This is a genomic window from Enterobacter sp. AG326, from assembly GCF_004362415.1.
In the GTDB taxonomy this organism is placed as follows: Bacteria; Pseudomonadota; Gammaproteobacteria; order Enterobacterales; family Enterobacteriaceae; genus Enterobacter; species Enterobacter asburiae.
In genome coordinates this window covers 677910-698101 of sequence record NZ_SNXG01000001.1, presented here as the reverse complement: position 1 = coordinate 698101, position 20192 = coordinate 677910, and the positions used below count along the sequence as shown (strand labels likewise).

18 protein-coding genes are annotated in these 20192 nt (G+C 50.0%); all 18 read left to right on the top strand.

Features of this window, described 5'->3' with window-relative positions; translation table 11 throughout:
* The first annotated feature begins 13 nt into the window (after positions 1–13).
* The 18 genes from tssI (at position 14) to DFO52_RS03225 (ending at position 20157) form a co-directional block, all read left to right on the top strand.
* Positions 14–1942 (top strand): type VI secretion system tip protein TssI/VgrG, encoded by a 1929-nt coding sequence (gene tssI / locus DFO52_RS03320; protein WP_133549314.1) that lies wholly within the window; start codon positions 14–16, stop codon positions 1940–1942.
* 11 nt (positions 1943–1953) lie between these two features.
* A complete protein-coding gene (locus DFO52_RS03315; protein WP_133549312.1) occupies positions 1954–2748 on the top strand; it encodes a DcrB-related protein in 795 nt (264 codons plus the stop codon).
* Positions 2749–2750: 2 nt separating this feature from the next.
* Positions 2751–4013, top strand: a complete 1263-nt coding sequence (locus tag DFO52_RS03310) for a polymorphic toxin type 46 domain-containing protein (RefSeq protein WP_133549310.1) — start codon at positions 2751–2753, stop codon at positions 4011–4013.
* A complete protein-coding gene (locus DFO52_RS03305) occupies positions 4006–4386 on the top strand; it encodes an immunity protein Tsi6 family protein (protein WP_133549308.1) in 381 nt (126 codons plus the stop codon). Before DFO52_RS03310 ends, DFO52_RS03305 begins: the two co-directional genes overlap by 8 nt.
* Before the next feature lie 33 nt (positions 4387–4419).
* Complete coding sequence (gene tri1, locus DFO52_RS03300) at positions 4420–5523, top strand: ADP-ribosylarginine hydrolase Tri1 (protein WP_133549306.1); 1104 nt, start codon at positions 4420–4422, stop codon at positions 5521–5523.
* 152 nt (positions 5524–5675) lie between these two features.
* Positions 5676–5999 carry an immunity protein Tsi6 family protein gene (locus tag DFO52_RS03295; RefSeq protein WP_243737934.1) on the top strand — a complete coding sequence of 108 codons (324 nt, stop codon included), beginning with the start codon at positions 5676–5678 and terminating at the stop codon, positions 5997–5999.
* Between the two features lie 112 nt (positions 6000–6111).
* Complete coding sequence (locus tag DFO52_RS03290; RefSeq protein WP_133549304.1) at positions 6112–6546, top strand: hypothetical protein; 435 nt, start codon at positions 6112–6114, stop codon at positions 6544–6546.
* Positions 6547–6604: 58 nt separating this feature from the next.
* Positions 6605–9145, top strand: a complete 2541-nt coding sequence (locus DFO52_RS03285; RefSeq protein WP_133549302.1) for a type VI secretion system tip protein VgrG — start codon at positions 6605–6607, stop codon at positions 9143–9145.
* Positions 9114–9638, top strand: a complete 525-nt coding sequence (locus DFO52_RS03280; protein ID WP_230598706.1) for a hypothetical protein — start codon at positions 9114–9116, stop codon at positions 9636–9638. Before DFO52_RS03285 ends, DFO52_RS03280 begins: the two co-directional genes overlap by 32 nt.
* A 115-nt stretch (positions 9639–9753) precedes the next feature.
* Complete coding sequence (locus DFO52_RS03275) at positions 9754–10269, top strand: hypothetical protein (protein ID WP_233457935.1); 516 nt, start codon at positions 9754–9756, stop codon at positions 10267–10269.
* A gap of 3 nt (positions 10270–10272) precedes the next feature.
* Positions 10273–11349, top strand: a complete 1077-nt coding sequence (locus DFO52_RS03270; protein WP_133549298.1) for a hypothetical protein — start codon at positions 10273–10275, stop codon at positions 11347–11349.
* Positions 11350–11424: 75 nt separating this feature from the next.
* A complete protein-coding gene (locus DFO52_RS03265) occupies positions 11425–11865 on the top strand; it encodes a DcrB-related protein (RefSeq protein WP_023330599.1) in 441 nt (146 codons plus the stop codon).
* A 3-nt stretch (positions 11866–11868) separates the two neighbouring features.
* A complete protein-coding gene (locus tag DFO52_RS03260; protein ID WP_133549296.1) occupies positions 11869–16227 on the top strand; it encodes an RHS repeat-associated core domain-containing protein in 4359 nt (1452 codons plus the stop codon).
* Entirely contained in the window at positions 16184–16972 is a 789-nt protein-coding gene (locus DFO52_RS03255; protein WP_047647498.1) for a macro domain-containing protein, read from the top strand. The genes DFO52_RS03260 and DFO52_RS03255 overlap by 44 nt, the downstream gene beginning before the upstream one ends.
* 89 nt (positions 16973–17061) lie before the next feature.
* Positions 17062–17463, top strand: coding sequence for a hypothetical protein (locus DFO52_RS03250; protein ID WP_230598708.1), 402 nt, complete (start codon positions 17062–17064; stop codon positions 17461–17463).
* 89 nt (positions 17464–17552) lie between these two features.
* Positions 17553–18035: an SMI1/KNR4 family protein gene (locus DFO52_RS03245; protein WP_133549294.1), complete on the top strand. Its 483-nt coding sequence runs from the start codon at positions 17553–17555 to the stop codon at positions 18033–18035.
* A 915-nt stretch (positions 18036–18950) separates the two neighbouring features.
* Positions 18951–19469 carry a hypothetical protein gene (locus tag DFO52_RS03230; protein WP_039263596.1) on the top strand — a complete coding sequence of 173 codons (519 nt, stop codon included), beginning with the start codon at positions 18951–18953 and terminating at the stop codon, positions 19467–19469.
* A gap of 394 nt (positions 19470–19863) precedes the next feature.
* Positions 19864–20157, top strand: a complete 294-nt coding sequence (locus tag DFO52_RS03225) for a YciI family protein (protein ID WP_133549292.1) — start codon at positions 19864–19866, stop codon at positions 20155–20157.
* Positions 20158–20192 lie beyond the last annotated feature (35 nt).

Here is a 20192-nt window from a genome sequence, read left to right as displayed (position 1 = left end):
TGGAATAAAGATTATGCTCAACCGAATTACCGTTCAGCTCCCGGTGGAGGGGCTTCTGTTCTGGAAACTGACGGGCCGCGAGGCGATGTCCGAGTCGTTCGCGCTGACGCTGACCGTGGTCGGCACGGACGCGCGCATTGACCGCAGCAAATTGCTGGGCCAGCCGGTCACGGTGACCATCCCGACGCAGAACCTGCTGACGTCCCGCTATGTTAACGGCAAGATTACCCGCGTGGCGGTCAGCGCCGTCGAGCTGACGGGCACCCGCTATGCGGTGTACCAGCTGACGGTTGAGCCGGACCTGTGGCCGATGAAGCGCGACCGTAACCTGCGTATCTTCCAGGGGCAGACGGTGCCGCAGATTGTGAAAACCCTGCTGGGCGAGCATCAGGTCAACGTTGAGGATAAACTCACCGGCAGCTACCGGGTGTGGGACTACTGCGTGCAGTATCAGGAGTCGAGCCTGGACTTCATCAGCCGCCTGATGGAGCTGGAGGGGATTGCCTATCACTTCAGCCATGAGGCCGACAAACATACCCTGGTACTCACCGACGTCGCCACGCAGCATCAGCCGTTCAGCGGCTATGAGGTCATTCCTTATCACCAGACGCCGTCAGGCGGCAGCACGGATGAAGAGGGCATCAGCCAGTGGGCGCTGGAGGACAGCGTGACGCCGGGGATTTACAGCCTCGACGACTATGACTTCCGCAAGCCGAACGCGTGGCTGTTCCAGGCCCAGCAGAACCCGGCGTCGCCGAAGCCGGGCAGCATCGACGTGTACGACTGGCCGGGGCGCTTTGTGGATAAAGGGCACGGGGAGTTCTATGCCCGTATCCGTCAGGAGCGCTGGCAGGTGGAGCATCAGCAGATTCAGGCCACCGCGACGGCGGCGGGGATTGCGCCAGGGCACACCTTCACGTTAACCAATGCGCCGTTCTTCAGCGACAACGGCGAGTATCTGGTGACGGCGGCGGGGTATCACTTTGAGGAGAACCGCTACGCCAGCGGCGAGGGGGAAACCATTCACCGTACCGATTTCACGGTCATTCCGTCGGCGGTGGTGTACCGTCCGGCGCAGACCACGGCGTGGCCGCGCACCTACGGCCCGCAGACCGCGAAGGTGGTGGGGCCGAACGGCGAGAGTATCTGGACGGACAAATACGGTCGCGTGAAGGTGAAGTTTCACTGGGACCGGCTGGCGAAGGGCGATGACACCAGCTCCTGCTGGGTCCGCGTGTCGAGCGCGTGGGCGGGCCAGGGCTACGGCGGGGTGCAAATCCCGCGCGTCGGCGATGAGGTGGTGGTGGACTTTATCAACGGCGACCCGGACCGGCCGATTATCACCGGTCGCGTGTACAACGACGCGAGCATGCCGCCGTGGGCGCTGCCGGCTGCGGCGACGCAGATGGGCTTTATGAGCCGCACGAAAGACGGTTCCGTCGATAACGCCAACGCCCTGCGCTTTGAGGACAAGGCGGGCGCAGAGCAGGTGTGGATCCAGGCCGAGCGGAATCTGGATATTAACGTCAAAAACGACGAGTCGCATTCTACTGAAAAAAATCGCACTCAGTTTGTTGGAGAAGATGAAACTTTACGGGTAGCGAAAAACCAGAAATCAGGTATTAAAGGCGATGTGATATGCCTGACGGGTAAGAGTCGAAACGATAAAGTGGTTAACAATTTTATCCTTTCCGCAGGTAATACACTGAGACTTGAATGTGGTGAAAGTGCTATCGAGCTATCAAAAGACGGCAGCGTTAATATCATTGGGAATAATTTTAACTTTACTGCAAAAGAGAATGCGCAAATTAATACGCTTTCCGGTGAATTGCATTTAAATCCTGATGATGGACGAAACGTTATCGATCCTCCTGGCGCATCCCATCAGGGTGAAATCCAGCAGGAAGTGGATAGTTTTTTTGTTATTAATGGCAATAAATAAGAGTAACCCGAATGGCTGAATATATTCTTCAGGAAGCATCCCTCGCCTTACCTGATGTGTTTAAAGACAGAACCATGAATTTATTTACCCTGAGTGATAATGGAGCCAGCGAGTTTACTTTTGTTGTTTCTCGTGCGAGTGCTAAAAACGAAGATAAAGTCCATGATGCGGCAACACGGCTGGTACGTGAACTGGAAATTACGGTGCCCGACTTTCGTCTCGAATCCTCTCAGATGACCTCTGTTGATGGTCACCCTGCGGTTGAGCTTTATTATCAGTTCAAAAATGATAATGCGATCATTTTCCAGAGGCAGACCGTTATTTTGCTCGGTGACCATCCTGGCGGCCAAAAGATGGTGTGTTATATCGGTACTTGCCCGGGCGAGTTTAGCGATTATTATCATAATCAATATCAGGAAATTATCCGCAGTATTAAGTTCCACAAACCGGCTCAGACTGAAACCCAGGAAATGCTCGCTGCCGACAGCCAGGGGCCATTTTTTGCGCTTGATAGTGAGAGTAAGGTACTCAGTGTCTTTGAAAACATTCAGGAACTGTATGGACACCTTTCGCTTCAGCGGGCGAAAGAGGGGCAGTATTTGCTTTTTGAAAAGCGGGGTAAACCACTCAGTATTGCACCCGTTCCGGACAGCCAACCCCTTCGTTACGCGCTCTGGACGACTTCCTCAGACAAATCACATCACTTGCTTTCACAGCTTTCCGTATGCCGCCAGGTCTCTGGTTCTGACCAACTTAATACACCCGATCGGATACGTGGGTATCTGATGGCACAGCGAGCCGAATAGTTATGTCCGAATGTCTGGCCGCTCGCGTAGATGATGAGATTGCTCATACAGCCTCAAAAGGCTGGATGATCGCAGGATTGGTTGGTGGGGCAATTCTGGGCGCAGCTGCCGTTGTCGTCACCGGAGGGACCGCGTTGGTTGCTGTTTCTGCCGTTGCGGCTGGGGCATGTGCTGCGGGTGGGTTGGGTGAGCTCCTCGGCAGTATGTCATGGGCTCCACGCCATACTACCGGTACGCTAAAAGAAGGTTCACCCAATGTCTTTATCAACAGCCGAAAGGCTATCCGCGCTCATCTGTCAGCCGGAGAGTGTGATGAGCACAGCGGTAGCCTGCAACGGGTTGCGGAAGGTTCGATAAAAGTTTACATCAACAACTTTCCCGCCTCTCGCACAGGCGATAAGTTGACTTGCAGCGCTGAGATTAGTCAGGGATCGCGTAATGTTATTATCGGTGGAAGCAAGGTTCAGACCGATGAAATAAGTCCTGAAATCCCGGAGTGGGTGAACTGGACGATGCTCGCCGTTGGTGCCGGAGCGATGGCGGTGCTGGCCAGTCCGGCAATCGCACTTCTGAGTACACTCGGTGCGATGGGCGGTGGCACTGTGGGTAGCTACGCGGGTGGAATGCTGTTTGGCGAAGGCAGCGACGGTCAGAAATGGGGGATGCTGATCGGCTCCGTTATCGGCGGCGGGGCTGGCATGAAGGGAGGGGCAAGGTTTGATGCGTGGCGGGCTGGAAAGCCTGTTCTCGAACCGGTTAAGCCAAATATTTCGGCCCGAAGAGCTGAACTTAATGAAAAATTTGGACGCACGGGCGATCTCAATAGAGATATTAATATCCGTGCAAATCAAAAAATTGTTGATGATTTTATGCGTTCTCAGGGTGTCGAAGAAAGTAAAATACCAGCTTATCGCAGCGGTATAGATCTTGAGCAGAGAGTGACAATTGAAACAATCAATAAAGGGAAAATAGCTTATCAGAATCAATCCCCAGGGAATTGGCAAGGAAATTGGTATTCACTTGATGAATCGACCCCTGCCACAAAACTTGGAATTAACCCAGAAGGACAGGTCAGGGATACGGGGTTAATTGTTCCTAAAGAAGTAAAAGCTTATCAGGCGCAACAAAAAGTAGAAATGCTTCGAAGTAGTGCCACACCAGCCTTGGACACGTGGTCTGTACCAGACAAACCTTTCCAGACAGAAGGCGGTGGGATACAATGGTTTACCACTAAGCGTGATATTTGGACTCCATATAATGAATGACATGACAGCTCTAAATTATGTTGAAAAAGCATTAACTTTAGCAAAAAAGAGATATGCTGAGGGCAAAAATCTCAATCCCAACTCCCCGCTTTTACAAATGTACGACTCTATTGTGCAACAATTATTATTTCTACGGGATATAATCGAGGGCAAGGAAAAGGATAAAGCGAAATTATGGAAAATGACGTTCGGCATGTATGCAGCGAAAGAGTTTGATAATTCGGATGAGTTGTTTTTTGAAAGGTTGTCGGATGCCTGGTTTATTGTTGATCAAATCCGCCGAGGATTAAAGGTTAGGCTGCCGCATGAGGTTGATGCCAATTACAGAATAAAACAACAAAATCTTAAAATGAAATATCCTGATGAATTTTAAGGTTTGACATTAAATATATTTTATTATAGGTGAATGGTGATTGATTTACATGCTAATTTGAGTATATTGCTTAAATATGTAGATAGATATCGTAAGTTCTTACCTGTTAGCAGTCGTTCAGTCCAGCAGAAGATGCAGTATAAATATAATGATAATCTATTAGAATCATCTTGTGATTGCGATGCACAAAAACAATGGGACTTAACACCATCATGTAACATCTCACTAGCGGAATCGCGAGACCGTGCTATTGGTGCGCTTATTGGTCTTGCTGTTGGAGATGCTGTAGGGACGACGCTCGAATTTTTACCTCGTGACAAAGCACACGTCAACGATATGACAGGTGATGGGCCGTTTCGACTTCGCGCAGGCGAGTGGACGGATGATACATCCATGGCATTATGTCTTGCGGAAACGCTTCTTGAGAAAGGTGATGCTGATACTACCTGCTTCAGGAATAAGCTTTTGGCGTGGTATCAGCATGGTTATAACAGTTCAAATGGCGTCTGTTTTGATATAGGTAATACAACGCGATTTGCTTTAGAGCAATATTTAACAATTGGCCCAGGATGGAGCGGCAATACTGCGCCAGAAACTGCAGGTAATGCTTCCATTATCAGACAAGCCCCTGTCTCTATTTTTTTTAGAAAGTCATTAAACAAAGCATTTTATGAAGCTAAAAAACAGAGTATCGCAACACACGGTGCCGCGGAAGCAATAAATAGCACACAGTATTTAAGTTATTTGCTTGTGCATATGATTAACGGTAGCAATAAAGATTTTGTTTTTTCTCCGCACGTTATGCCGCTTCAGCCACGCGTAATGATTATCAACGCGGGTGAATATAAGCAAAAAACTCGCGATCAGATTCGTTCAAGTGGTTATGTTATCGATACGCTTGAGGCAGCGATGTGGTCGGTATGGAATACGGATAATTTCCGCGATGCAATTCTGCTGGCCGCCAATCTTGCCGATGACGCTGACAGCGTTGCGGCGACGGCGGGGCAAATAGCTGGAGCATTATATGGTTATTCCGGTATTCCCCAGGAGTGGAAAAATAAACTCGTGCAACACGAACGTATCGCCACAATGGCAGGTGAGTTATTCGATAGAGCACCTGAGGACAATTTTTTATAATTGTATAATCCCTATGGTATGGCTATTTTTTCCGTGCCTGATATTTGGTCAGTTAAAAACATCTCTTCCAGTCAATAGGTGGAGGGATACAGTATATTTTCAATATAAAAATATGATTGAGATTGCTCATGAATAAAGAAAATTATACCTAGATGAATTATATCAATGATGCCCTTGACATAATCAATCAACGGTTGGAAGCAAAGCCTGATTTTTCACTGTATGTTATGGTGAAGTGCCAGTTGGGTTATATCAAATCAATTTTAATAGGTGCTGAAAAAGATAAAAGTAAATTACATGCATTGAATCTTGGAGTGCTCGCGTCCAAAGAATTTGATACAACAGATGCCGAGCTTGCTGAGCATTTATCTAATGCTAATTATATAGCTTCGCAGATGGGGCAAGGATTAAAGATCATTCTTCCTCATGAACAAGATGTGGAATATTTGAAAAGACAAAAAAGATATCTCAAGTGATTAAGGTTTTTTTTGTTTTAATGTCTAATAAGCTGTGAACATTCTAGTCCCGATTGGTTTTATTTTTACTGTTTGCATGGCGACGAATAAAAAATGAGTGGAGTATGAAAAGATGAAATGGATTGGGTGTATGTTATTCATCCTTATCACTTTAGCATACATCTGGAATGGAAAAGATTTGTTCAACAAAAAACAATGGTTCCTGGCCGGGTTGATGTTTGTTCTGGTGCTAGTGGCTACGGTTGTTATTGGTTTTACGTTGAAATGGCTCGCTCAGTCGATGTCATTATTCTCCGTCGCAACGGCGAAACAATATTCGATTATCTTTTCCATGTCTTTCCTGTGCGTATGGGGACTAAAAGTTACCGTTGTGCTGCTCTGCACGATCTTTTCCGGGATTATAGGGAGGCACAAAAAATACAATGCTGAAAATTATGAAGCAATATCGCCTATAACACGCGTCATTGCGCCTGGCTTACTAATCGTTGCTAAAAGCGTAGTTTCACTGGGTAGCGTCCTTATGTTTTCAGGTTTATGGCTTAAATAAGCACGATAAAAAAATATCTCAATGAACACCGAGATCAGTCCATAGTGGAATAAAGATTATGCTCAACCGAATTACCGTTCAGCTCCCGGTGGAGGGGCTTCTGTTCTGGAAACTGACGGGCCGCGAGGCGATGTCCGAGTCGTTCGCGCTGACGCTGACCGTGCTCGGCACGGACGCGCGCATCGACCGCAGCAAGCTGCTGGGCCAGCCGGTCACGGTGACCATCCCGACGCAGAACCTGCTGACGTCCCGGTATGTTAACGGCAAGATTACGCGCGTGGCGGTCAGCGCCGTCGAGCTGACGGGCACCCGCTATGCGGTGTACCAGCTGACGGTTGAGCCGGACCTGTGGCCGATGAAGCGCGACCGTAACCTGCGTATCTTCCAGGGGCAGACGGTGCCGCAGATTGTGAAAACCCTGCTGGGTGAGCATCAGGTTAACGTTGAGGATAAACTCACCGGCAGCTACCGGGTGTGGGATTACTGCGTGCAGTATCAGGAGTCGAGCCTGGACTTCATCAGCCGCCTGATGGAGCTGGAGGGGATTGCCTATCACTTCAGCCATGAGGCGGACAAACACACCCTGGTGCTAACCGACGCCGCCACGCAGCATCAGCCGTTCAGCGGCTATGAGGTCATTCCTTATCACCAGACGCCGTCCGGCGGCAGTACGGACGAAGAGGGCATCAGCCAGTGGGCGCTGGAGGACAGCGTGACGCCGGGGATTTACAGCCTCGACGACTACGACTTCCGCAAGCCGAACGCGTGGCTGTTCCAGGCCCAGCAGAACCCGGCGTCGCCGAAGCCGGGCAGCATCGATGTGTACGACTGGCCGGGGCGCTTTGTGGACAAAGGCCACGGGGAGTTCTATGCCCGTATCCGTCAGGAACGCTGGCAGGTTGAGCATCAGCAGATTCAGGCCACCGCCACGGCGGCGGGGATTGCGCCGGGCCACACCTTCACGTTAACAAACGCGCCGTTCTTCAGCGACAACGGTGAGTATCTGGTCACGGCGGCGGGCTATCACTTCGAAGAGAACCGCTACGCGAGCGGCGAGGGTGAAACCATTCACCGCAGCGATTTTACGGTGATTCCGTCGGCGGTGGTCTACCGTCCGGCGCAGACCACGGCGTGGCCGCGCACCTACGGCCCGCAGACCGCGAAGGTAGTGGGGCCGAAGGGCGAGAGTATCTGGACGGACAAATACGGTCGCGTGAAGGTGAAGTTCCACTGGGACCGCCTGGCGAAGGGCGATGACACCAGCTCCTGCTGGGTGCGCGTGTCGAGCGCGTGGGCGGGCCAGGGCTACGGCGGGGTGCAGATCCCGCGCGTCGGCGATGAGGTGGTGGTGGACTTTATCAACGGCGATCCGGACCGGCCGATTATCACCGGGCGCGTGTACAACGACGCGAGCATGCCGCCGTGGGCGCTGCCGGCTGCGGCGACGCAGATGGGCTTTATGAGCCGCTCTAAGGGGGGCTCCGTGGACAATGCCAACGCCCTGCGCTTTGAGGACAAGGCGGGCGCAGAGCAGGTGTGGATCCAGGCCGAACGCAACATGGACACCAGCGTTAAAAACGATGAAACGCACAGCGTCGGCGGGGCGCGCAGCCATTACGTGAAGAAAAATGAACTGCATCGCGTGGAAGCGAACCAAACCCAGGCCGTGAAGGGCGGAACCGAGATCCTGACGGGGAAAGGCAAGCTGGATGCTGCGGTGGAGCAGTACGTTATTGCTTCCGGGACGAAGCTGCGGCTGGTCTCCGGTGAGAGCGCCATTGAGCTGAACGCTAACGGCAAGATTAACCTGATCGGCAAAGAGTTTAACTTCTTCGTGGAAGGGGATGGGTATATCACCACGGGCGGTAAGCTGCATCTGAATACCTCGGGAACCAAGCCGGGCACAACGGCACCGGGTTCGGGGCATAAAGGGGATATTGATGCGGCGGTGCAGGCGAAATTTACGCCGGGAAAGGAGAATAAGGCAGGTGCGGCTGCCAGCGCACCTGCCGAAGCCTCTAAAACCGCTACGCCTCCAGCCTCCAATGCTCCTTCAAGCGGATATGGCAAGGATGTAGATAGTCTTGTCGATAAATCACCGACCATGAAAAATGACATAGCTACGTTAAAGAAACGAGGCTGGACATTTGAAGAAGGTGAAGCAGGTAAGGGGACGTTTGCCAATCGTCAAAAGCGAGTTATTACCGTTGATAAAAACGAGCTCGGTAATCCGAATGCGGTTGTTCAGTCTCTGTCACATGAAAGTGGTCACGCTTTATATGAACCCAACATTGATTTTTCTTCGCGCGACGCCTATCTCAACAGCACACTCAGTGATGAAGGCGCTGCAACGTTGAACAATATCCGGGTCCAACGCGAAATCATAGCCAACAAGGGTGGAGATATCGGTATTGCGGGCAATCCGGCAAATCAGACACAATATAATAGTATCTATGATTCTCTCGAACGTGGGGCTATAAAGGAAAGTGAAGCGCGTACGCAGATAGGCCGTATCTTTGGCAAAGGCGAACAAACGTCTACCACAGGGCAATATTACGAAGATTATTATGGCGGTTGGTATGATAAAAATTATCCATAGTCTAAAAACGGGTGCGGTGCTTGCGGCTTTATTAACGACGGGAATGGCAGGAGGTAACATGCAGAAACAGGATCTTTGGCAGTTCATTGCACAAATGAGCGCATCACTTAAAACGTTGTCCGTTAACAGTCTGGATAACGCTCCGTTGTCGTTCAGGCTGACGAAACAGAATGAATATATCAATTTCTACAATGCCGACGATATCAAACTGGCGGATGGAACGAGCATTACTGCAATCGATTTACGCTTAAGTAAAGAAAGTGACGGTATGGCACCCTTACTGAATTTTTCACCGTCCGGCCAGTGCATCACTCTCGATACCGTTAAAAAGCATTATCCGCAACTGACGTTAAGTGATTATCCACGAGGCCGCTCTGAGAACGAAGTTACCAGCTATACAGCGCCAAAAGATATGAATGGACAAAAGGTGAGCTTCAGTTTCACCGTGAAAAATCCTGACTGTCTGGGTTCAGTCGTCATAAGCGCCGAATAAGAAACGCTGCTTCCATGTCCTGGCGGTGTTTCCAGTGGCGAGAAGTGCAATAAATATTCATTGAATGACAACTAATGTGAAAACACACACACCTACATTTCTTTGTTGTGCCCTGATGTTTACCTGTCTGAGCAGCAATGTGGTTTTGGCAGAAGCTATGCCGCCCGTTCTGACAAAACAGGATTTTTCCGTCAATGTCAAAGGCCAGCCTGTCGCTTTAGGCGACAGATGGACTCCTGATATTGCCCGTAAAATTGACGTGCCGCTTGAAGGCCATTTTGTCGGTGAGGTTCCTTTTGACGGAACGGACTATAAATTCTACCAGCATCAAAAGGATGGTTTAGAAATATTCACTTCCAATCTCTGGTGGGATAAAGCAGAAAGAAGCGTTGATGATTATATCGTCTCCCAGATTACGCTGACTGCCTCAGATATTTTAACGCCGCGTGGAGTTCATGTGGGTTCAACAATCAGAGCACTGAACAATGCATACGGCGATGGCCAGGTCGAAAATGATTCCGCGGAGCAGTGGGTTTCCTATGAATTGGGTAAGAAATTGCTCTCTTTTGAGGTTAAAGACAGTAAGGTTGCGAAAATAACCATGAATTACGAAAATGGTTCTTCAGAGTGATTTATGACCAAAAAATATCTGGCAGCCGTATTGTGCACGGCTTTATTGGCTGGCGTCGTTGAAGCGTCATCGGCGCTTGAATTATCGCAATACAATAAGCTCGAAACGGTTAGCCGCATCGTTAACGACAGAGAAGTAACAGACAGTCTCAGGACGTTGCTGGGAAATCATTACCAGATCTTTATTGATAACTTTGATGTCTTCGGTGAACCGCATACCACCGCAGGTGGCGGATTGTTTGTTGAAGGCTGGCTAAAGGATCTCTACCTGGAGAACGCGTCAGCGCTGGTCATCAATCCTGACGGCAAAATCTTTGCGGCCTGGGTGGTTCCGGAGTCGGACGTTATTCATTACCAGTCTTCAGAAAATAGCCCGGTTATTAATGCCGATATTCAGCGATGGGCCGCCAGATTCAATGCGATGCATTTTGCAACGAACAGCCAGTCAGGCCTCGCGTTTGACGGGGACTGGGCTGGCGAATTCGGGAACGACTCGACGTTAACCCTGCGGTTAGCTGAATCAGGCAACCGTATCACCGGGTCTTATTGCTATATCTCCCAAAAAGGAAACCGCATAGATTGCCCGGAAGATCATGAGCGTAATCTTAGCGGTACTATCGCTGGCAATCGCGCCAGCGTTGAGTTCAACTCATCGTTTGGCGGCGTAGGCGGACGGGCTGTTCTTGAAATAAAGGGGAGTGAAATGGAATGGCGCTTAGTTACACCTCCTCTGAAAGGAAATTATTATGCTCCGCTGCGTTATACGTTACGTAAGGCTGCATCGATTCATAGCGCTGAAACCAGAAAACTGGATACCGAAAAGTTCGTTATTTCGCTGATAAACAGGTGTGGCCATTTTGATAGCGAATGTGACCAGATGGTTTATCTCGGCGTGCGCAAAAGTGATAACAGTACGATCTCCTTAAGGGGAAAAACGCTGCACGACTCCGCAGGTAAAATAATCGGCTCAACGTACAAGAATGGCGAGATCGTTTATACCGTGACGTATGCACCCGCGAAATTGGTTGTCAGCAAAGGCAGCCAGGTTTTAGTCGAACAGTCAGGTCAATGGCGTAAATAATAAAACAGCCAGCCAAAGGGCCAGCATGGATTGGCCTTTTTGTTTCTCACAATATTAATCATCCCGAGTTCACTTATGAAATACACCCTCCAGGAAGGTTCGTTTTCCCTTTTTCCTGCTGCCTGGCAGGATAACAGCATGAACATTATTCGCGATGACGAAAGCGGGCTGTCCGTGGTGGTCAGCCGCGGCGTTATCCCCGATGGCAGCGACTATGAACAAGAGTTCCACCGCCAGTGGGATGTGCTGCGTCCTCAGATGGGTGAAATTGCCCAGAGCGAATTCCGGAACGTAAAGGCCGGGCCTGACGGAAAAATTAACGGGCTGGAAGTTGAGACGACGTTTGACCGTAACGGGCAGCGCCTGTGGCAAAAACAGCTGGCCGTGCAGACGCCGGGCAAACCGGTATTGATGATTTTTACCCTCTCGGCACTCAGGGCATTCACCGAAGAGGATGAGGTGCGCTGGAGCGCGCTTAAGCAGAGTCTGACGCTAAACGACAACCGGAATGTGTAAGGCATGAGCGATAACAACGCGGCCCGTAAGGGCGACGAGATTATTCACTCCAGCATTTTTGCTGACATCACCAGCATTGTGGCGGAAGGTGCCGCCTATGCGGTGATCGGCGCGGCGGTAGGCGCAGCAGCAACCGTAGCGGCGCCATTGCTGGGGGCGGGGGCAGCCGCAGCGGGCGTGGCGGCAATTGGATCCAGCTGTCTGTTAAGCGGGATTATCGGTGGCGTGCTGGCGAACGTGGCGGGTATTACCGACGATATCAGTAACGCCGCGGAAGGATTAGGCAATGCGCTTTTCCCGCCGTCGCCTGCGGGTAAAATCACCACCGGTTCCAGTAACGTGCTGACCAACGCAATCCCCGCCGCGCGGGCGGCAGGAACGCTGACGCCCGCCGATACGCCGTCTCCTGAGCCGCAGTCGCCGGGCAGCTTTGCCGATTACGCGGGCATGCTGCTTTCCGCCGCTGGCCAGTTTGGCAGCGAAATGTGGCAGCCGAGCGTGGCCTCTGCCGCCGCGGGAACCTCGCCGCTGGAAGAAGACAAGGTGGCGTGCGAAAAGCACTCCGGGCCGCAGTATCTGGCGGAAGGCTCTAAAAGCGTCTTCATAAACGGACAGCCCGCGGTGCGCGCGAAAGATCGCACCACCTGCGAAGGCACCATTTCTGACGACGTCTCCCCGAACGTGATCATCGGCGGGGACACGCTCACGGTTCGCGATATCAAAAGCGGTAAAACGCCGGGGCTGGCGCTGGGGATGATTGCGCTCTCCCTGCTGCGCGGGCGACCGGGCAAGATCCTGAAAAACATGCCCTGCGCGCTGGCGGCGGCCGGCGGCGGGATGCTGGCCGATATGGCAGTGAATGCCGTGTTTGGCTCCTCGCACCCGGTTCACGCCGCCACCGGCGTGAAGGTGCTGAATGACGACGACGAGCTCGACTTCTCGCTGCCGGGGCGCTTCCCGCTTCGCTGGCAGCGCAGCTACAACAGCCTGACCACCCGCGAAGGGCTGTTCGGCCTGGGCTGGGCAACGACCTTTGACAGCTATCTCACGCTGGAGGACAACAACGCCACCTGGTTCGACGAAACCGGGCGCGAGCTGAGCTTCGAGCTGCCGCCTGTCGACCGCGCGTTTTACAGCATCAGCGAAGGCATTATCATCCGCCGCAATGAGAACGGCGACGTGGCGATTGCCGACGATGACGGTGCGGTATGGCGTCTGTATAAACAGACCCGGGCGAATCCATCTATCCTGCGTCTGGCCTCCCTCAGCGATGAATACGGCAACGCGCTGCTGACGGAGTGGGACGAGCACGGCAGGCTGGTAGGCCTTCACGACGAGCCGCGGGCGATAGACGTCACCCTGCGCTATGAAGATGAACGTTTCCCGCAGCGCGTTACCGCTGCCAGCCATTTCGACGGTAGCCAAACCTGGCCGCTGATGCAGTGGGGCTACGACGCGCGCGGCCAGTTGGCGAACGCGACGGATGTCTCCGGCGTGGTGACGCGTGAATACCGCTATAACGAGCACGGGCTGATGGTCTGGCACCGGATGCCGGGCGGTCTGGAGAGCGAATACCGCTGGAAAAAATTCGACCACTGGCGCGTGGTGGAAAACCGCACCAGCACCGGCGACGGGTGCCGCTTTAGCTACGATTTAGCCGCCGGGCTGACGACCGTCGAGCACTACGACGGCCAGACGCGCCGCCACTACTGGAACGCGCAGAATCTGATCGTCCGCTACGTTGACGAGCGCGGTGAAAACTGGCGCTACGAGTGGGATGAGAACGAGCTTCTGACGCGCCGCATCGATCCGCTCGGCAATGCCGTTACCTTCGTCTACGACGAGATGGGCAACCGGGTTCAGGAGATCGACGCCGACGGCAATACGCGCACTACCACCTGGCTGGAGCACCGCGCGCTTCCTGCGGCCATTATCGAAGCCGACGGCAGCGCCACCCGGTTCTGGTACGACGAACATCACGGGCTTAAGCGCGTGGTGGACCCGATGGGGCAGACCACGCAGCTGCGCCGGGACGAGTTCGGCCAGGTCGTTGAAGAGGTCGATGCCGCAGGAAACAGCCGCTACCAGGAGTACAACGAGGCCGGGCAGATAGTTCGTTCGACGGACTGTTCCGGGCGTATTACCCGCTACCGCTATCACCCGCTGGGCTGGCTGGTGGCTGAAATTAGCGCTGACGGGGAAGAGACGCGATATCGCTACGACGCCGCAGGGCGTCCGGTGCAGCTCGATCGCCCGGAAGGCTGGACGGAATCGCTCAAATGGAACGAACGTGGTCTGCCGGTGAAGCATGCGGGTGCCGACGGTAAAGAGAGTGAGTTCAGATACGATGAGGCAGGGCGCTTAACCGCGACGCGTAATACCCAGGGTGAAGAGGTCCGTCGCCGCTGGGACAGCCGCGGGCGTCTCATTGCCCTGGAAAACGAAAACGGCGAAGCGTATCAGTTCCGCTGGGGCGCGGACTCGCTGCTGCTGGAAGAGGTGGGGCTTGATGGCGTAGCCTCGCAGTATCGCTACGACGCCTGCGGGCGCACGATAGCGCGCACGTTTGCCGCCGGTCATCCTGAGGCCATCACCCACGCCTTCGCCTGGAGCGCGAGCGGCCAGCTGGTCGCCCGCACTACGCCGGAAGGGCAGACCCGCTACCACTACACTCCGGCCGGACTGTTAAGCCGGATTGGGCTGCATCCTGCGCTTGCAGCCGACGCGTGGACCACCGAGGCAGAGCAGGAGCTCGCCTTTGACTATGACGCGCTCGGTCGCGTCACGCGCGAGGCGGGCGAGCACGGCGAGCTGGCGTGGGAGTATGACGCGCTGGGCAACCGCACCTCGATTACTTTGCCCGATGGCCGCGAGCTGAAGCAGTTCTACTACGGCAGCGGGCATCTGTTGAGCATTGCTCTCGATAAGCTGTCGGTCTCTGATTTTACCCGCGACGAACTCCACCGTGAGACCAGCCGCACCCAGGGGCTGCTGACCACCCGCAGCGAGTACGACCGCCTCGGCCGACTGCATCGCCGGGACGTCTTTACCGGCAATGCGCAGCGCCCGTCGCCGCGCCGCTGGTCCCGCCGCTGGGATTACGACTACCGCAATAACCTGGTGCGGGAAGAGCGGGACGATAATCCGTTCAGCTGGTACCGCTGGCAGTACGACAGCGCCGGGCGTCTGCTCGTTCAGGACGGCACGCTGCCCGGACAGGAGCAGTGGCGCTGGGACGCTGCCGGTAACCCGCTGGAAGGGGCTGCTGAGAAGGTCACGCACAACCGCCTGACGCAGCTGAACGGCATTCGCTGGCGCTATGACATCCACGGCCGCACCGTGGAAAAAGATAACGGCCAGACCCGCTGGCACTACTGCTACGACGGTGAACATCGCCTGACGGAGGTTATCAGCCAGCCGCGGGACCGCAACAAACCGCAGACGCAGGTAAGCTTCCGCTACGATCCGCTCGGGCGACGCATCAGCAAAACGCGACGCCAGATGCTGGGCGGACAGCCAACCGGCAAGCCGGTCACAACCCGGTTTGTCTGGGAAGGGTTCCGCCTGCTGCAGGAGGTGCACGGGGATGTGCCGCTCACCTACGTCTACAGCGATCAGGACAGTTACGACCCGCTGGCACGTATTGACGGCGTGGAAGCGCCGGAGATTTTCTGGTTCCACTGCCAGCCCAACGGCACGCCGGAGCGGATGACGGATATCGAAGGGCAGGTGCGCTGGGAAGGGGTGAACAGCGCCTGGGGCAAGCTGCTGCGGGAAAGCGAGACGCAGGTATCAGGATATTCTCAGAACCTGCGCATGCAGGGGCAATACCTGGACCGTGAGACAGGGCTGCACTACAATCTGTTCCGGTATTACGACCCGGACTGCGGGCGGTTTACGCAGCAGGACCCGATAGGGCTGGCAGGGGGGATAAACCTTTACCAGTATGCGCCGAATGCGCTGGGGTGGGTGGATCCGTGGGGGTTAACTCCTAAAACATTGATTCACTATACGACTGAAGAAGGCATGAAAGGCATCACGGAAAGTGGTGTAATTAGACCTTCATCAGGAGATATACATGCTCGCTTCGGGGATGGACAATACTTCACTAATATCAGACCTGAAATGATTGGCGGACGAACACTCAAAGATGTTGGAGGAAGTGGAAAAATGTCTCTCGGCCAATTAGCAGCTGATATATATGGTGATGCGAGAAAGTTAAAAGGTATAAGTCATTTTGTCGAAATAGATGTTACTGGCCTAGATGTAATTGAACCCCGGAAAAACACATTCTTGATCTTAAACACAAAAGATCTCGATGTATCTAAAAGAATTGTTAAAAGTGGGAGGAGTTGTGGTTGAGGTAAAAAAATATTACAAAGGAAACGTTGATTTTATTTCAGGTGAAGGGGTTATTCTTAATGAATTTATAGGAGAGGTGGCCACACGACAAATAAATATTATAAATGGCGATTATTATGCTTCTTCCTCTTTGCTAGATAAAAACGATAAAGTTGGTTTTCTGCTGTATGATGGTAAAAAAAGCGATCTGGACTTAAGTGAAGCTGAAGAAATTTTGAATGATGAATTTGAAACCATCTGGGAAAAATCAACAATTTCATTGCAAGAAAAAAAGAGAATAAATTACTTATCAGGAGATGCTGTGGAACCTTTGAAAAAATCCACAGTTATTGCTCATATTGTGAATAATAAAGGGAAATGGGGTAAAGGTTTTGTTCTGTCTCTTTCAAATAAATACCCTGCTGCAAAGAAACACTACCTCAGTAGCTTTAAAGAAAATAACATCCCAGAATTAGGTATGGTTGATTTTGTCAAAGTTGATGATCAAGAGCAAATATTTGTTGCTAATATGTATGCGCAGGATGGTATAAAGAAAAATATCAATGACAAAAATCAATACGTATGTTATCAATCCTTAGATGTTTGTCTTGAAAAATTATCTGACTTTGCTTTAGTGCACCGCCTTTCAATACAAATGCCAAGGATAGGGGCAGGCCTCGGTGGAGGTGATTGGAATGTTATAGAGGCATTAATACTAAAAAATATTTGCAATAAGATGATTGATTGCAATGTAATAACTTTATAATCTGCAATCAAAATTTAGCAAGGCATTTTATTATATTTGGTTGTTGTTTGAAAAAAGATTTTTTTATTTAAATGGGTAAGGGCTTTAGTATGCAAATATCTATAACAAATACAATTGAACAAGGAAACGAGTTACACGGCAACCAAAAATACGCCGAAGCTTTAGAGCAATACCAAAAAGCCTGGCAAGCTCTTCCTGAGCCAAAGTTTGAATCGGAATCTGCTAACTGGATCGCTGCGTGCATGTACAGCGCTTACTTTGATCTTGAGGATTACGATGAGGCGAAGAAATGGGGAGAGACGACGTTGCGCACACGTGGATCGAATATAGACACTGCACCATCAATCGACCTCGGCATGGTCTGTTACGAGTTGAATCAATTCGATGAAGCGTATAAACATTTCAACGATGCTTATAACTACGGCAAAGAGCGTGCGTTTAAGCATAGGCCTAAAAAATATCTGGAATTTTATTTAGGCAAAAGAACGTGAAGCCCTCGCTGTTTTACATTACTTAGACAGCTAGAATAAGCGTGTTCCACATAAGTGCATACGAAGAATAATCATTAAGCAACATACTCATGAATAATATCATTAACTGTGAAAAAAAGATCGGACGTGCAGATATTGCTAAAACGGAAGAGAAATTATCTATTACTCTTCCGGATGATTTCGTTTCACATTATCTGCAATTTAATGGTGGCACTCCAGAGAAAAGTTGGTGGGACGGTGATGAAGATTTTGAGCCAATAGAGGTGGCTGCGTTTAAGCCGTTTGTTTATAATAGTCAGACAAATAATGCCCCTGGATCTTTAATTGACGGTTGCTATATCAGCATGGTGGATAGGGAAGTGATTCCTAAAAATCTGCTTCCTTTCGCAAATGATTGGGGAGGGAATTTCTTCTGCCTGGATTTAGATAATTACTCAATTGTATATTTTGCTACAGATTCTTTTGATGAGGATTTGACTATGCAAGAGGATCACACAAATCTTCAAAGATATCTGACAAATTCATTTGCTAACTTTGTTAACGGATTAGTAGCAGAAGAGGATCTTTCTTAAAGAATACTTAAGAATTTAATCGATTTATTCAATTCAATTGCTATTATTTTGCTATTCATATTTTTAATAAAACTCTGTGGCACAAACCATAGGATTTTATTATAAAACAGCATGGTGCTTGTGGGTGTGAAGATATCTAGGATTCGAGGTAAAATAAATTCGGTTAAAACATAAAAATATTCCAAGTAGCAATGTATATGTTAAATAATATTAATTGGTTTGTTAATCTTGGTATTGCAACGACACTCATTGGTGTTATCCAAGCTCAGTCCCTTAGCTTATTTGTAAAAGGAATGAATAGTTATTAATGTGAGATCGCCACCCTGGGGGCAGGTAATGAAATAACGGGCTATCTCGCAAAAAAGAGACTAACAAATTTCAATGCTGGAAATTTTTGGTCAAAGAAGCTAAGAAAGCTGTGGAGAATGTTATTATCCCAAAAATAACATACCCGGAGCTTGGGAAAGGTTCAATGACTGAGAACTTAAAATGGGACCTTGTGAATTACTTGCTTGAAGATGCGTATAATACTCTATTATAAGAGTCATTCTTTTTTGACGGATTAACTAATGTTTATAAGTCTGAGCATATGCCCTGTGTATTGTCAGGTTCCTGGCCAGCGGGCAAACTAGTAATCTATTGATAGATTACGCGAAAAAAATCCACGCCAAAGTGTGGATTTTTTCATTCAGAACAAATCAAACGTTAAACAAAAAGTTTATCACATCGCCATCTTTAACGATGTAATCTTTCCATTCCGCACGCATCTTGCAATCCGTTAAATCAAGGTGGGTTAGCTCCTAAGCGTGTCGATCCGACAACGCCAGGTAGATCGTATGAATTACCATCAATATGGGCAGAATGGCTTGAAGAAGTAGCGATTCCTGGTTCGGGGAATGTAAAATAGGTTACTATATGAACGTTAATAAAGATGATGAACTCCTTGTAATAGTAAAGAACGAAGGAAGATTTTATTGGTTCGTTGCCTTTAAAGAAATGTGGGTTTTGGACAGAGTTAAATGGATAGACGATTTTGTGAAAAACGGGGTAGAAATAAACCTACAGGATATCCATAAGGAAAGATATGACATACCAGTAGTAAATGAAAAAAACGCACAGATATTCATTGGTAACTTAATTAAAGATGGTTATTTATACGATAAGGATGATATAGCTGAGGCGTTTTACAATAGGCTTTCAGAAAAAACAACCTGGTGGGATATTTATGATCTAATGCCGGATTTATTTATAGACTTTGAAAGTAAGCGACTATATTCTGAATATGTTGAGAGTATGCATTACCACAAATATGTTCCTGATGGTTGGTTCGGCGAACTTGTTGATTTCTGCAGTGATGGATCGTTACCTCAAGATGAAATGTTCTGGATAAAAAATGAAACAGATTATAGGAGCGTTGTGATCGCTAAAGGATAAAAATATACTTTCGGCATATCATTTTTATACTATGTAATGTTAGATTCAACACGTTAATTAGTCCTTCTATTAAATGAACAAAAGCCGTTACCAGCCGTTTTGATAAATTTCCATGCAATCTGTGAAAAAGTATATTTGTCTGCACCTCCCAAAGGGTCTTTTTTTATTGCTTAACATTCACTCTTCCAAGGGAAGTCGTCATTGTCTGTAGCTATGCGGTAAAAAACGGCTGGCATGATTGGTTTTTTCCTATGATGCATAACGTGTTGTCCCAATCCGGACCCGCTTATTAAGATTAAAATACACATAAACGTTATAACAATACCGGGGGACAAAAGAGGAGCTGCATAAGCAGTTCCAACAAAAGGCATAAAACCTAACTGAGAGGCAAAGGATGAGCACGGTTTACATTGTCATTTTGACCTATATAAAACCACTTGATGAAATCGATGCAGTGATACCTGCTCATGCTGAGTGGCTAAAAAAGGGGTATGCAGAGGGGATTTTCCTGGCGTCCGGTAGACGGATCCCAAGAAATGGCGGTGTCATTCTCGCTAAGTGCGAGAGTCTTACCTCTCTTGAAGAGCGCTTACGCGAGGATCCTTTTCAGGCGTTAAAGCTTGCGACTGTTGAAATCATTCCCTTTGAACCCAGCATGAAAACAGAACTCCTGGAAAATGTGTTTTAACCCCGCAATAAAAAAATCCACGCCAAAGCGTGGAT